Source organism: Nonomuraea sp. MG754425, from assembly GCF_021699195.1.
Taxonomy (GTDB): domain Bacteria; phylum Actinomycetota; class Actinomycetes; order Streptosporangiales; family Streptosporangiaceae; genus Nonomuraea.
In genome coordinates this window covers 1-14,184 of record NZ_SSXE01000236.1, presented here as the reverse complement: position 1 = coordinate 14,184, position 14,184 = coordinate 1, and the positions used below count along the sequence as shown (strand labels likewise).

General features: G+C 74.1%; 10 protein-coding genes. 2 read left to right on the top strand and 8 right to left on the bottom strand.

Annotated features, from left to right (window positions below):
* The 7 genes from FAF44_RS46820 to FAF44_RS46790 form a co-directional block, all read right to left on the bottom strand.
* On the bottom strand, nt 1-527 hold a 527-nt coding region (locus FAF44_RS46820; protein WP_237109928.1), incomplete at its 3' end, for a polyprenyl synthetase family protein.
* Nucleotides 524-1,768, bottom strand: a complete 1,245-nt coding sequence (locus FAF44_RS46815) for a cytochrome P450 (RefSeq protein WP_237109927.1) — start codon at nt 1,766-1,768, stop codon at nt 524-526. The genes FAF44_RS46820 and FAF44_RS46815, both read right to left, overlap by 4 nt.
* Entirely contained in the window at nt 1,765-2,808 is a 1,044-nt protein-coding gene (locus tag FAF44_RS46810; protein WP_237109926.1) for a hypothetical protein, read from the bottom strand. The genes FAF44_RS46815 and FAF44_RS46810 overlap by 4 nt, the downstream gene beginning before the upstream one ends.
* The gene (locus FAF44_RS46805) at nt 2,805-4,166 is read right to left on the bottom strand and encodes a cytochrome P450 (protein WP_237109925.1); all 1,362 of its coding nucleotides are present in this window, start codon (nt 4,164-4,166) and stop codon (nt 2,805-2,807) included. Before FAF44_RS46805 ends, FAF44_RS46810 begins: the two co-directional genes overlap by 4 nt.
* Nucleotides 4,167-4,233: 67 nt before the next feature.
* On the bottom strand, nt 4,234-5,448 hold the full coding sequence (locus FAF44_RS56180) for a cytochrome P450 (RefSeq protein WP_237109924.1): 1,215 nt from the start codon (nt 5,446-5,448) through the stop codon (nt 4,234-4,236).
* A 279-nt stretch (nt 5,449-5,727) separates the two neighbouring features.
* Nucleotides 5,728-7,173 carry an N-acetylmuramoyl-L-alanine amidase gene (locus tag FAF44_RS46795; protein ID WP_237109923.1) on the bottom strand — a complete coding sequence of 482 codons (1,446 nt, stop codon included), beginning with the start codon at nt 7,171-7,173 and terminating at the stop codon, nt 5,728-5,730.
* Between the two features lie 49 nt (nt 7,174-7,222).
* Nucleotides 7,223-8,233 carry a M23 family metallopeptidase gene (locus tag FAF44_RS46790; RefSeq protein ID WP_237109922.1) on the bottom strand — a complete coding sequence of 337 codons (1,011 nt, stop codon included), beginning with the start codon at nt 8,231-8,233 and terminating at the stop codon, nt 7,223-7,225.
* A 191-nt stretch (nt 8,234-8,424) separates the two neighbouring features.
* Here FAF44_RS46790 and FAF44_RS46785 point away from each other — a divergent pair, with 191 nt between their 5' ends.
* A complete protein-coding gene (locus FAF44_RS46785) occupies nt 8,425-11,277 on the top strand; it encodes an AfsR/SARP family transcriptional regulator (protein WP_237109921.1) in 2,853 nt (950 codons plus the stop codon).
* A gap of 136 nt (nt 11,278-11,413) precedes the next feature.
* Nucleotides 11,414-13,279, top strand: coding sequence for a potassium transporter TrkA (locus FAF44_RS46780; protein ID WP_237109920.1), 1,866 nt, complete (start codon nt 11,414-11,416; stop codon nt 13,277-13,279).
* Nucleotides 13,280-13,327: 48 nt separating this feature from the next.
* Here the strand turns inward: FAF44_RS46780 and FAF44_RS46775 are convergent, their stop codons facing one another.
* Nucleotides 13,328-14,158, bottom strand: a complete 831-nt coding sequence (locus tag FAF44_RS46775) for a carbohydrate deacetylase (RefSeq protein ID WP_237109919.1) — start codon at nt 14,156-14,158, stop codon at nt 13,328-13,330.
* Nucleotides 14,159-14,184: the final 26 nt, after the last annotated feature.

Genomic DNA, 14,184 nt, shown 5'->3' with positions numbered 1-14,184 from the left:
GCCGGGACACCCGGTTCCAGGGCATCCGGCTCCGGGGTGTGCGGCTCCGGGACATCCGGCTCCGGGAGGTGCGGCCCGGTGGTGGCGAGGTGGTGGATGGCGGTGGTGAGCAGCAGGTCGCCGGTCAGGACCGTGCGGCCGACGCCGAACACCGCCCACGCCGCCGGCCGATGCCTGCGGGTGCGGTCGCCGTCCATCACGTCGTCGTGCAGCAGGGAGAAGTCGTGCACCATCTCCACCGCCACGGCCGCCGGGAGCGCGGCCCGCTCCGCGCCGGGCCGCCCGCCGGCGGCGGCGCGGGCGCAGGCCAGCGCCAGCGCGGGCCGCAGCGCCTTGCCGCCCCCGCCGGCCGGGCGGCCCTCGCCGTCCCACCAGCCGGCGTGGTAACCGGCGATGTGCCGCAGCTCGGCCGGGAACCGGTCCACGACCGCGCGGTGGGCCGGCTCGACCAGCAGGCGGGCCCGCTCCAGGATCCCGGCCACCGCCAGCCCCTCCCTGGGGGCGGGCGCGGTGGTGCTGCCGGTCATCGGCTCACCAGCTCCCGAGCCGGCCCGAGGTGGACGGGGATCGACTGCGGCCCGTACGTCAGGAAGGACCGCGAGTACGGGATCCCGCCGAGCGGGACGGCCGCCCCGATCCCGGGCAGCCGGTCGAACAGGCGCGCCAGCGCGACCTCCGCCTCCAGCCGGGCCAGCGGCGCGCCCAGGCAGGTGTGCACCCCGTGCCCGAACGCCAGGTGCTCCCGGGGTTCGCGGGTGAGGTCGAACGTGTCGGCGGCGGGCCCGTACCGGCCGGGGTCCGTGGCCGCGCCGCCGAAGCAGACCATCACCGGGTCGCCCGCCGGGATCGGGACGCCGGCGATCTCCACGGGCTCCAGCGCGTACCGGAAGATCGCGGCGCTGATCGGCGGGCGCAGGCGCATGGTCTCCTCGGCGACCTGCTGCCACAGGCCGCCCGCGCGGGCGCGGGCGAGCTGGTCCGGGTGGGCGAGCAGGTTGACGACGGCGTGGCCGAGCAGGTGCACGGTCGTCTCGTGACCCGCGATGAGCAGCAGGAACAGCGAGTCGACCAGTTCCGGGGTGGACAGCCGGTCCTGGTCGTCGCGGGCGCGCACCAGCGCGGTGGTGAGATCGTCGCCCGGCTCGCGCCGTTTCTCCTCGGCCAGCCGTCCCAGGTACGCCATCAGCTCCTGGCCGGCGGCGTGGGTCTGCCCGGCGGTGCTGTCCTGCGACACCAGCGTCCTGGACCAGCCGCGCAGCGGGGCCCGCCACTCCTCCGGGACGCCGAACAGCTCGCAGATGACGGCCGTCGGCACCTGCTCGGTGAACAGCGGGACGAGGTCCACGGGCTTACGGCCGCCGGCGCTCGCTTCGACGAGGTCGTCCAGCAGGCCGTCCACCATGGCCGCCAGCCACGGGCGCAGCGCCTCGACGCGGGCACGGGTGAACGCCTTGGCCAGCAGGCCGCGCAGCCGCCGGTGCTCCGCGCCGTCCCGGACCAGCATGTGCTCGCCGAGCACCAGCGGCAGCAGCGGCCAGTCCGCCGGGACGGCCCCGTCGCGCAGCGCCGGCCAGTGGGAGGAGTGCTTGCCGAACAGCTTGTCGTCGCCGCTCAGCACCTCGCGCACGGCGTCGTACGTGGTCACGGCCCACGCGTCGATCCCGCCGGGCAGCCGTACGGGGACGACCGGCCCGGCTTCGCGGAAGCGGGTGTGGGTGCGCGGCAGCGGCTCGCCGGGCACGGGGAGTTCGAAGGGGAGGGCGGTCATCGGCAATCTCCTGAGGTGGGTCGGCCGAGCAGGTCCGGTACGTACGAGGCGGTCGAGCCGCGTTCGGGGATCTCGGAGGCCGCGAAGCGGATCGTGTCCGTGCGGTCCCAGCGCTCCATGCCGGCGGCCCACGACTGCTGGTCGCGCACCCACCGCAGGACCGGGGCCCGCGCTTCGGCCGGCATCCCCTGCCGGGCCATCACGGATGGCAGGCCCTCGGCCGCGGCGACGTGCTCGCTCACGCGGGCGGCGATGCGGGCGGCCACGGCGGCGACGGCGTCCCCGGCGGCGAGGCGCTCGTGGTGGGCCAGGACGGTGACGAGGTTGATCGGGTCGTCGCGTTCCATGTGCAGCGAGTGGATGTCGTTGATCCAGCACATGATGTCGGCCGTGCCGAGGATCAGCGTCTGGTACTCGGGCGTCCAGTAGAGGGTGTCGGTCACGGCGGCGCCCTCGACCAGCTCCACGAGGTCGAGCGTGGGCAGCACGGTGCTGGCGTCGCGCCGGACCGCGACGTAGGCCGCCTCGGCGGGGATCGTGCCCGACAGCCGGTAGGAGTTCTCCGCCAGGTGGCCCTTGAGCCACAGGTCGAGGTTGTGCCGGAAGCGGGACGACCAGGCGGCGGGACGTCCGGGCAGGGTGCGCAGCAGCAGGTCCCGCAGGGCGTCCAGCAGCGGGTGCCGGGGGTGGGCGGCCTGGTCGCCGCCGCCCGCGATGAGCTTGCGCATGCGGGCGACGAGGTCCTCGTACAGTTCGGCGCGGCCGGTCGTGAGGGCGTTGTTCTGCTGGTCGTCGGTGACGAAGAAGAAGCTGTTCCAGTCGGTGACCAGGGCCAGGCCGGGCAGCGGCGCGTACGGGCAGAGGGTGGACATGACGCGGCCGTAGCCGAGCGCGCGGAACGTCCCGGCCGCCCGCGCCGACGGCAGCAGCCCGAACCCGCGGCACCAGCGCTCGGTCAGCTCCTGCACCCGGTGCGCCTGCGGGTGGACGGCGGTGGCGAACGGCAACCGCAGCTCCGGCAGGTCGTGGCCGCCCGTCATCGCGGGCCCGCCGCTCGCTCGCGCCGGTGCGCGGTCATCGGCAGCCGGTCGGGACGGACGAGCGCGGTGGCGACCTCGCGCACCCGCGTGCCCGGCACCGGCCGCAGCCGCCAGCGCGCGCAGATCGCGGCGGTGACGACGGTGAGCTCCATGGTGGCGAACAGCTTGCCGATGCACTGGTAGGCCCCGGCGGCGAACGGGATGTAGGCCCCTTTGGGGATGCGTTCCCGGTTCTCCGGCAACCACCGGTCGGGGTCGAAGCGCGACGGGTCGGGGAACCAGCGGGCGTCGTGGTGCAGCAGGTACGGGCTGTAGATGACCTCCGCCCCGGCCGGGATGACGGAGCCGCCCACGCGCACGTCGGTCAGCGTGCGCCGCATGAACACCAGGGGCGTGCGCAGCCGCAGCGTCTCCTCGACGACGCGGCCGAGGTAGTCCAGGGCGGGCAGGTCGTCGAAGCCGGGCGGCCGGTCGCCGAGGACGGCGTCGATCTCGGCCTCGACCCGCGCGGCCACCGCCGGATCGCGGCCGATCTCGTACAGGACCCAGCCCAGCACCGCGCCGGGCGCTTCGACGCCGGTCAGCGCCAGCGTCGTCACCTGGGCGTGCACCTCCTGGTCGGACAGGCCGTGCCCGTCGTCGTCGCGCGCGCCGAGCAGGGCGGACAGGACGTCGCCCCGGTCGCCTCCGGCCGCGCGGTAGGCGGCGATGACGTCGTCCACGGCGGCGTGCATGGCGGCCGTCGCGCGCCGGAACCTGAGGTTGCCGGGGGTGGGCAGGCGTTCCCACGCCGGTGGCAGCACCGTACGCAGCAGGAGGCCGTGGGTGAGCAGCCGCATGCCGTGCTTGACGGCCTCGGCGGTGGCGGGGTGCGCGGTGACGTTGAACAGGCTGCGGGTGAGCGCGGTCAGCGCGAGGTCGTTCATGACCTCGTCCACGGCGAGGGTCTGGCCGTCGCGCCAGGAGGCGGTGCACTCCTCGGCGGCGGTGCGCATGACGGCGGCGTAGCCGCTCAGGCGCTCGCGGGTGAAGACGGGTTGCAGCAGCCGGCGCAGGCGGCGGTGCTCGGACCCGGACACCGTGGCGATGCCCTTGCCCAGCGCCGGTTCGAGCCGGTCGAAGATGCGTCCCCGCCGGTAGTCCAGGTCTCCGGGGACGAGGACGTCGCGCACGGCGGCCGGGTGGGTGACCACGTAGACGGGCAGCCGTCCGAAGCGCACCTTGACCACGTCGCCGTGTCCGGACGCGGCGGGCAGGAACTCCAGAGGCCGCCGCAGGATGGGCACGATGTGGCCGAGCAGCGGCCACGCCCCCGGGAGGTCGGCGGGTTGTCGGACGATCGTCTGGCTTGTGTCCATAGCCGGATCCTGCGCCGGGTCCGGACGGGAGACTTGCGTCAGATGACGGTGATTCCTGACAAAGCTGTCAAGACAGCAGCACCGGCAGGGCGCGCGGCCCCTCGGTGATGATCGACGCGGTGTACACGAGGTCCGCCTCCGGCACGGCCAGGCGCAGCCGGGGGAAGCGGCCGAACAGCGCCGACAGCGCGATCCGGGCTTCGAGCCTGGCCAGCGGCGCGCCGAGGCAGAAGTGCACGCCCCGGCCGAAGGCCAGGTGCCGCTGCGGCCCGCGGCCGACGTCGAACCGCTCGGCGTCCGCGCCGTAGCGGGCGGGGTCGGTGCCGCCGCCGCCGAACCCGACCACGACCGCCTCCCCGGCGCGGACGTCCACACCCGCGATGCGCACGTCGCGCAGCGGGTAGCGGGGCACCGTGCTGACCACGGAGTTGCGCGAGCGCAGCGCCTCCTCCACGGCCGCGGCCCAGGCGTCGTCCTTCCGCACCCGGTCGAGCTGGTCCGGGTCGGCGCCCAGAGCGACGACGGCGTTGGCGATCAGGTGCATGGTGGTCTCGTGACCGGCCACGATGACCGACCACAGGATCCAGCGCAGTTCGTTGTCCGTCAGCCGGTCACCGTCCTCGTCCTGTGCCCGGATCAGGCCGGTGGTCAGGTCGTCGGCGGGCTCGCGGCGACGCCGTCCGGCGTGCGCGGCCAGGTACGCCAGCAGTTCGGCCCCCGCCGCGGCGGCCTCGGCCGGGGTGGCGTCGTGCGAGACGAGCACCCGGGTCCAGGCGCGGATGCCGGCGCGCTCGTCCGCCGGGACGCCGAACAGCTCGCAGATCACGTTGATCGGCAGCGGTTCGGTGAAGTCGCGCACCAGGTCGGCCCGGTCGCCCCCGGCCGCCAGGGCGTCGAGCAGGTCGTCGGTCAGCTCCCGCACGCGCGGCGCGATCGCCTCGACGCGGGCGGGGGTGAAGGCCCGGTTGACCAGGCCGCGCAGCCGCCGGTGGTCGGCTCCGTCCTTGATGAGGAGGTGCTCGCCCTCGATGACGTGGCGCATGGGCCAGTCGGCGGGCACGCGCCCGTCGTGCAGGGCGGTGAAGTGCCTGGCGTCCTTGCTGTACAGGACGTCGTCGCCGGCCAGGACGCCGGTGATCGCGTCGTAGCCGGTCACCAGCCAGGCCGGCACGCCGCCGGGGAGCCGGACGGGCACGACCGGCCCCACCTCGTCGCGCAGCCGGCGGACCGTCCGCAGGGAGCGTTCGCCGGGGACGGGTAGCTGGACGGGCGGGAGATCCACGGGAGGCCCCTTCGCGGAGTGCGGCTGGAGGTGCTGTCTGCACTGTGCGTCGGGGCGCGCCCGGGTCCAAGACCAGGACGCCGTCACCTCCAGGAGGAGCAACTGTCGCTCCCCCGTCACCGGTCCTGACCTGCGCGGGGACGCGGATGCGCCGGTCCTGGCACGGCCGCCGGTCATTTGACGCTATCCCCGTGCGGCCACCACGTGCCTCCGGCCCGGCCGCGAAGGGCGCGGGCGGTGTCACCCGCCCGCGCCCGGTCCGGCGTCCTCAGCCCCGGACTAGCCGCAGTGCTCGAACGGGCTGTCGTAGACGGACGAGCCCGCCTTGCCGCCCCACTTGACGCAGGTGCCGGCCGCCGCGGCGCGCACCGGGCCCGCGTAGTAGGCGAAGTTCCCGCTGTCGGTCACCCGCGTCTTGCCCTGGACCTCCAGGTAGGCGCTGGTGGCGGTGGCCGTGCCGATCGACGTCTTCTTGATGGTGGCGACGCAGTTGTTGCCGTTCGCCGAGTTGTAGAGCAGGTAGACCGTGCCCGCCGAGCCCAGGGCCGCGGAGTCGATCGCCTGGTAGCCCGTGCCGCACACCGACTCGGCGGTGTGCGGGTTGGTCGCGCCGCCGCCACCGGTCACGTAGTTCATGTACGTGGTCCAGTTCCAGTTGCCGCCCGGGTCGGTGTGGTCGGCGCCGGGGACCTGGCTGTGGCCGACGATGTGCGTACGGTCCTTGGGGATGCCGTACCGGTCGGCGATGTTGCGGGTCAGCGCGGCCGACGAACGGTACATCGCGTCGGTGAACCAGGTGGCGTCGCTCACGTAGCCCTCGTGCTCGATGCCGACCGAGCGCCGGTTGTAGTCGCCGGCGTGGAAGGCCCGGTCCTTCTCCCTGACCATCTGGGTGACGGCGCCGTCGGAGGAGCGGACCACGTAGTGGGAGCTGACCTTCGCGGCCGGGTTCTGGAACCAGGAGATGGTCCCGGCGTAGGAGCCCTGCGCGACGTGGATGACGATCCGGTCGATCGCGTCGCTCGACGGGCGGCTGGAGACGGCGTAGTTGGCGCTGTTGGCCGCCACCCACGCGGCCTGCGGGTAGTCCGTCGCGGCGGCCAGGGTGCTCGGGCCGTCCAGGTCCTTGGCCTTGGCGTAGGCGCCGCGGTCGGGCTCGACGGCGCGCGGCTTGACCGTGACGCTCTCGCCGTCCGGCGTGGTGGCCCGCACGCCTTCGGCCATCAGGTCGTAGACGGTGTCGGCGTACAGGCGGGCCACGTCCGGGGCGGTGGAGCCGCCGTAGCGGGCGATGGCCTGGTACCACCGGGCGGGGTCCTTGCGGGCGGCGGCGTCCAGGCCCGTCTCGTCGGCGAGGGCGCGCAGCACGGCCGCGCCGCCGTCGATGTTGGCGGCGGGGTCGCTCCTCAGCGCCGAGACGGGCCGCTTGGTGAGCGTGGCCGCGCGCTCCAGCGTGCGGGAGGCCACCAGGTGCATGACGCCGTAGCCGCCGCTGGCGCTGGGCTCGCCGTCGTGCCCGTCCAGGTGGGTCTCGGCGTAGGCGAGCGAGACCAGCAGGTCACGCGGCACCTCGTGAGCGGCGGACGCCCGCGCGAACGCCCCCGAGACGGGGTCGGCGGCGGACGTGGCCGCGGAGGTGGCGGCGGCCGGGTTCCCCATGAGCAGGGAGACGGGGATCAGCGCGCCGGTCAGCAGCACGGCCGATCGTCGCAGTCGGGCTCGCACGGTGTTCGTCCTCCTCGTTGTCGTCATGAGCCGGATGCGCAAGGGTGCGCTAGCCGCAGTGCTCGAACGGGCTGTCGTAGACGGACGAGCCCGCCTTGCCGCCCCACTTGACGCACTTGCCGGCCGCCGCGGCGCGCACCGGGCCCGCGTAGTAGGCGAAGCTGCCGCTGTCGGTCACCCGCGTCTTGCCCTGGACCTCCAGGTACGCGCTGGTGGCGGTGGCCGTGCCCAGCGACGTCTTCTTGATGGTGGCGACGCAGTTGTTGCCGTTCGCCGAGTTGTAGAGCAGGTACGCCGTGCCCGCCGTGCCCAGCGCGGCCGAGTCGATCACCTTGTAGCCGGTCCCGCAGACGGACGTGGCGGTGTGCGGGTTGGTGGTGCCACCGCCGCCGCACTTGTTCTTCGAGGTCAGCGTCTGGTTCGGGTAGCCGAAGGTGGTGCCGTTGAAGACGGCCTTGCGGACGTTGGACGGGTAGCTGGTGCCCTCGCGGACCTCGAAGTGCAGGTGCGGGCTGATGTTGTTGCCCGGCTTGCTGGTCTGGCCCACGGTGCCGACCTTCTGCCCCTGGGTGACCTGGGCGCCGGCGGTGACCGAGCGCGCGTTCAGGTGGGCGTAGTACGACGTCCAGCCGCCGCCGTGGTCGATCTTGACCAGGTTGCCGTAGCCGTTCGTGGAGCCCTGGTGGGCGGAGATGACCACGGTGCCGGCCGCGGCGGCCACGACGGTGTCGCCGAGGTCGGCGGAGGCGGAGCTGCCGCGGTTGAAGTCGATCTCGTACGAGGTGTGCGCGCTGCTGCCGCTGGAGTTGCCCGTCCAGCTCTGGCCGCAGGGGAAGGGGAGCTGGAAGCTCGGCGCGGCCAGGGTCGAGACCTCGGGGACGGTCACCTGGTTCGCCGGGTCGTTCGGGTCGCGCGTGGCCCCGGCGGCGGGCGTCGTGGCGGACGCGGCCGGCGACGCGGACGGGCTGGGAGCCGGGGTCGGCGCGGCGGAGGCGGCCGGGCCGGCCACGAGCCCGCAGGCGAGGACCAGCCCCACTGTGAGCACGCTGCTGGGTCTCATCAGGATCCTTTCCTTACGGCCCCGGGACGCGGTCCGCCCCGGCGCCGATCATGATCAAGTGGATCTCTCGACGTGCGCTTGCTGGGGCTCAAGATTGCGAGTACGGCGTACAAAGAACATCCAGAATCGGTATAAAGGCTCGACCCGGCAATGGTTGCAACACCTCCAGCCAAGGAGTAGGTGCGGTCATAGTGGTTGATCAATCGGCCTTCGGTGTCCTCGGGCCCTTACAGGTCCGGGTCGCGGACCGGAGCCTGCGCGTCGCGGGCACCAAACCGCGCCAGCTCCTGGCGACCCTGCTGCTCGACGCGAACCAGGTGGTCACCTCCGACACGCTCGTCGAGGTGCTGTGGGCCGGGACCCCGCCCTCGTCCGCGACGGCCAACCTGCGCACGTACGTGAGCTCCTTACGCGGCCTCCTCGGCGAGGCCGGGGCCCGCATCGCCGCCCACCCCTCCGGCTACGCCATCGAGGTGGACACCGAACGGCTGGATCTGCTGCTGTTCGAGGACCTGGTGGCGAGGGCGCGGGCCGCCGGGCGTACCGAGGAGGCGGCCACCCGGTTACGCGAGGCGCTCGCGCTGTGGCGCGGCGACCCGCTGAGCGACCTGCCCGCCAGCCCTTCGTGGGACGCGCGGCTGCGCTCGCTCACCCAGGCCAGGCTCGCGGCGGCCGAGGAGCTGATCGCGACGAAGCTCGCCACCGGCGAGCACGCCTCCGCCATCGACGACCTGCGCGACCTCATCGGCGAGCACCCCTACCGCGAGGACCTCTGGCAGCAGCTCATCCTGGCCCTGCACCGCGGCGGCCGGCGGGCCGAGGCGCTGCACGCCTACACCGTCGTACGCGCTCAGCTCGTCGAGGAACTCGGCATCGAACCCGGTCACGACCTGCGCGAGGCGCACGCCCGCGTGCTGGCCGAGGAAGCCGCGGAACCCGCCCCCGCGCCGGTCGCGCCGCCGCCCTACCAGCTCCCGGCCGACATCGCCGACTTCACCGGACGGGCCGCCGCCGTCACCGCCCTGACGAACTGCCTGTCGGCGCGCGGGCACCAGCCGGACGGGCCGCCGTCGATCGCCGTCGTCGTCGGCCCGCCCGGAGCCGGCAAGACGGCGCTGGCGGTGCACTGCGCCCACGCCGTACGCGCCGGCTACCCGGCGGGGCAGTTGCACCTGTGCCTCGGCGGCACCGACCCGGCCCCGGCCGAGCCTGCCGACCTGCTGGCCGAGGCGCTGCGCGCGCTCGGCGTCGGCGACGCCGCCCTGCCGCCCACCGAGCACGAGCGCTCCGCCCTCTACCGTTCCCTGCTGGCCGACCGGCCCATGCTCGTCTTCCTCGACGACGCGGCCGACGCCGCCCAGGTGCGCGCCCTGCTGCCCGGCAACGGCTGCGCGGTGCTGGTCACCAGTCGCCGCCGGATCACCGAGTTACCCGGGGCGCTCCTGCTCGAACTCGACGTCCTGCCGCCGGACGAGTCCGAGCGGCTCCTCGGCCGCATCATCGGCCCGCGCCGGCTGGCCGCCGAGCGCGAGGCGGCCCTGGACATCCTCGGCTCCTGCGGCCATCTCCCGCTGGCGGTGCGGGTCGCCGGGGCCCGGCTGGCCGGGCGTCCCGACTGGCCGCTCAGCGTCCTGCAGCAGCGCCTGGCCGACGAGACCCGCAGGCTCGACGAGCTGCGCGCCGGCGACCTGGAGGTGCGCGCCTCCCTCGAACGCAGCACCCGCCGCCTGACCGGCGAGGCGGCCGTCGCCTTCCGCGCGCTCGGCCTGCTCGGCTCCACCTCCGTGCCCGGCTGGGTGGCCGACGCCGTCCTCGGCCGCCCCGGCGCGGAGGCGGTCGTGGACTCCCTCGTGGACGCCAACCTGCTGCGCCTGGCCGGCACCGACGCCGTCGGCCAGCCCCGCTACCGGCTGCACGACCTGATGCGCTGCCAGGCCAGGCAGCACCCGGGCGGCGCGGCGGAGCGGCAGGCGCTCGCCCGTGTGGTCGGCGGCTGGACCAGCGCCGCCGGGCACGCCACCGCCCTGCTGCCCACCACCCTGTTCAGCCTGACCCCCGAGGAGCCCGCCACCTGGACCCCGCCGGACGAGACCCTCGACCGGCTGGGCGCCGACCCGCTGTCGTGGCTGGAGGCCGAGCGCGAGTCGCTGGTGGAGGCGGTGCGGCTGGCCGCCGGCACCGGGCCGGCCGCCGCCGCGTGGGGCCTCGCCGCCGCCCTCGTCCCCTACTTCGACCTGCACTGCCGCCTGGACGAGTGGCAGCTCACGCACCGCCTGGCCCTCGACAGCGCCCGCGCGGCCGGCGACCGCCGCGGCGAGGCCGCCATGCTGCGCGGCCTCGGCCAGGTGTGCCTGTACCAGGACCGCTACGCCGAGGCCGGCGACATGCTCAGGCGCGCCCGTGTGCTCTTCCGCGAACTCGGGGACGTGCGCGGCGAGGCGATCTCGATCTGCGGGCTGGGCGCGGTCAGTCAGTTCTCCGGCGAGCACCTGCGGGCGCTCGGCTCCTTCCGTCACGCCCTGGCCATGTTCCTGGCCGTCGGGGACCGCAGCGGCGAGGCTTACGCGCGGCAGGCGATCGGGCGCGTCCACCTGTCGCTGCGGGATCCGCGCCAGGCGTCCCGGTGGCTCAACGAGGCCCTGCGGCTGGCCAGGGAGCTCGGGGACGCCCACCGCGAGGGCTGCGTGTCGATGCACCTGGGCCGCCTGCACGACATGCAGGCCGACGCCGAGCAGGCGATCCGCTTCCAGGGCCGGGCGCTGGACATCTTCGAGACGCTCGGCGACCGGCACTGCGGCGCGTACGCGCTGCAGGGGCTGGGCGGGCTGCAGGCGGCCAGGGGCGAGCGCTCCGACGGCTCGGACCGGCTCCAGGCGTCCCTGGCGATCTTCCAGCAGCTCGGAGACCGCAGCGGGGAGGCGGCCACGTTCCAGACGCTCGGCGAGCTCTACCGCTCGGCCGGGCGCACCGCACTGGCCTCCCACTACCTGCACCGCGCCGTCGAACTGCGCGCGGAACTGCGCGAGGTCGCCGGCCGGCGCTGACGCAGCGACCGGCGCGGGCAAAGTCCGGTCCATCGCGCGATAACGCGGGAGAAAACCGCCGCGCGTCGCTAGGCTGCTCAGGCGCGATATCACATAGAGCGACGCTCTGATCACAAACAGCGATGGCGAGGGGTACATGAAGGTGCGCGATCGGCTGCGCTACTGGTTCGACCGGACGATGGACCGCGGCACCCCCGCGCTGATCGGCTGGCTGGGGCTGTGCTCGGCCCTGATGATCGGCGTGGTCACCATCCTCGTGGTGCTCCTGACCAACACCGACACCGAGCAGAACGGCGGCTGGCCGGGCGTGGCCTGGATGAGCCTGCTGCGCACGCTCGACCCGGGCACGATGGGCGGCGACGAGGGCAGCGCGCTCTTCCTGAGCCTGATGCTGATCGTGACGGTCGGCGGCATCTTCATCGTCAGCGCCCTCATCGGCGTGCTGACGACGGGCCTGGAGAAGCAGATCGACAAGCTGCGCAAGGGACGCTCCCGGCTGATCGAGCGCGGCCACACGATCGTGCTCGGCTGGTCCGACCACGTGTTCACGGTGATCGGCGAGCTGGTCAAGGCGAACCAGGGCGAGCGCCGTTCCTGCGTGGTGGTGCTCGCCGAGCACGACAAGGTCGACATGGAGGAGCAGATCCGGGCCCGGATCCCCGACACCGGCAAGACCCGGGTCATCTGCCGTTCCGGCAACCCGCTCAACCGCGCCGACCTGGAGCTCGTGAGCCCCGACACGGCCAAGTCGATCATCGTGCTGCCGCGCGCGGGCGCCGAGGCCGACATCGACGTCATGAAGACGCTGCTGCTGCTGAACAACCGGGTCTGGCGGCCCCGCAGGCCGCACGTGGTCGCGGCGGTGCAGCGCACCGAGAACCTGGCCGCCGCCCGGCTGGCCGGCGGGGAGGCCGCCCTGGTCATCGACGCCGACGACATCGCCGTCCGGCTGGTGGTGCAGTCGCACCGGCAGGCCGGCCTGTCCACCGTCTGCACGGACCTGCTCGACTTCGCGGGCAACGAGCTGTACCTGCGCACGGAGCCCGCGCTCACCGGCACGACCTTCGGCGAGGCCCTGCACGCCTACGACCTGGGCGTGCCCATCGGGCTGCGCACCGCGGACGGCCGCACCCTGGTGAACCCCGACATGAAGACCCTGATCGAGCCCGGCGACCAGGTGATCGTGCTGGCCGAGGACGACCTGCTGATCCGGCCCTCGTCCAGGCGTCCGCCGATCAGGGAGGAGGCGGTGGTGGAGGCGGGCGGCCGGGCGGCCGAGCCCGACCGCACACTGCTGATCGGCTGGAACGCCCGCGGCACCAGGATCATCGACCTGCTCGACCGTCTCGTGGAGCCCGGCTCGGTGGTGGACATCGCCGCGCCCCGCCGCCCGGAGGAGGCGATGGGCTCGGCGCGGGCCAACCTGTCGGTCCGGCACAAGCCCTGCCGGCCGACCAGCAGGCCGTCCCTGGAACAGCTCGACCTCGGCGGCTACCAGCACATCGTGGTGCTCGCCGACGACGAGATCGAGCCCGGCCACGCCGACGACCGCACCCTGGTCACGCTCCTGCACCTGCGCGACATCGAGGAGCGGCTCGGCGACCCGTTCTCGATCGTCACCGAGATGCACGACGACCAGAACCGCGAGGTCGCCCAGGTGACCAAGGCCGACGACTTCATCGTCAGCAGCAGGCTGATCAGCCTGCTGCTGACGCAGCTCAGCGAGAACCGCCACCTGCACGGGGTCTTCGCCGCGCTCTTCGACCCGTCCGGCTCGGAGATCTACCTCAAGCCCGCCCACGCGTACGTGCCGGCGGGGACGACGGTGAACTTCGCGACCGTCCTGGAGTCCGCGCGGCGGCGGGGCGAGTCCGCCATCGGCTACCGCCTGCACGACCACAGCCAGGACGCGCCGACCTACGGGGTGCGGCTCAACCCGCCCAAGGACGTCGATCTCGTACTGGAGGCGCGCGACAGCGTCATCGTGCTCGCCGAGAGCTGAGCCCGCCGCCGGGGCGGGCCGATCACCTCAGGCGCGGCCCGCCCCTGGTCAGCTCCACCAGCCGCCGACGACCTGCACGCCCTCGTCGCGCAGCGCGCGGTGCCACACCGGGTCGCGCAGCAGCCGCGCCTCCCAGGCCCGCACGACGCCGTCCGGACCCGCGACCGCGTCCTGGCTGGACGGGTGCAGGAACAGCTCGCTCGTGCCCTCGGGAAGGGCCGCGAGCCGGCGCAGGTAGTCGTCCCTTAGCCGTTCGTAGGAGCCGAGGTCGGCGGCGGTGCGGCGGTTGGTCGCGATGGTCTGCGGGAGGCGTACGCCGAGCGTGTCAGCGAGGGCGACGGCGCGTTCGTGCGCCGCCGCGAGCTGCGGCGGGAGCGGCCCGCCCAGATACGGCTCCGGGTCGCGGGGCAGCCGGAAGGCCAGACCGTGGCGGGCGCACCAGCCGAGCGACTCGGCCAGCCACGACCGGCCGTGCAGGCCGTAGAGGGTGCCGGCGTGCGAGTCGGCCGCCGCGGGCATGAGGCCGCGCTCGCGCATCCAGCGAAGCTGCGCGTCCGCCTCCCCGATGACGTCGTTGGCCTCGCCGCGGGCGCCGAGTGTGTGCGGGTCGTCGGTGAGCGTGCCGTCCGGGTCGGCGAGGCCGGCCGCGCCGCCGAGCGGGCGCCAGCGCGGGATCCCGCGCTCGCTCGTCAGCGTCACGTGCAGCCGCGGCAGGACGCCGAGTTCCCGGACCCGGCGCGCGGCCGGTTCGGCGGCCGGGGAGAGGGTGATGAGCGTGGTCGCGGAGACGTGCCCCTCGGCGAGCAGGTCGAGGACGACCTCGGTCGTGCCGGGCTCCCGGCCGAGGTCGTCGGCGGTGATCACGACGCGCCGGCTCATCCGTGCCGCTCCACGGGGGCCTCGTC

Coding starts and splice junctions, on each gene's coding strand:
- FAF44_RS46775 (WP_237109919.1), bottom strand. CDS start 14,158: ATGAGCCGGCGCGTCGTGATCACCGCCGACGACCTCGGCCGGGAGCCC.
- FAF44_RS46790 (WP_237109922.1), bottom strand. CDS start 8,233: ATGAGACCCAGCAGCGTGCTCACAGTGGGGCTGGTCCTCGCCTGCGGG.
- FAF44_RS46815 (WP_237109927.1), bottom strand. CDS start 1,768: ATGACCGCCCTCCCCTTCGAACTCCCCGTGCCCGGCGAGCCGCTGCCG.
- FAF44_RS46805 (WP_237109925.1), bottom strand. CDS start 4,166: ATGGACACAAGCCAGACGATCGTCCGACAACCCGCCGACCTCCCGGGG.
- FAF44_RS46810 (WP_237109926.1), bottom strand. CDS start 2,808: ATGACGGGCGGCCACGACCTGCCGGAGCTGCGGTTGCCGTTCGCCACC.
- FAF44_RS46780 (WP_237109920.1), top strand. CDS start 11,414: ATGAAGGTGCGCGATCGGCTGCGCTACTGGTTCGACCGGACGATGGAC.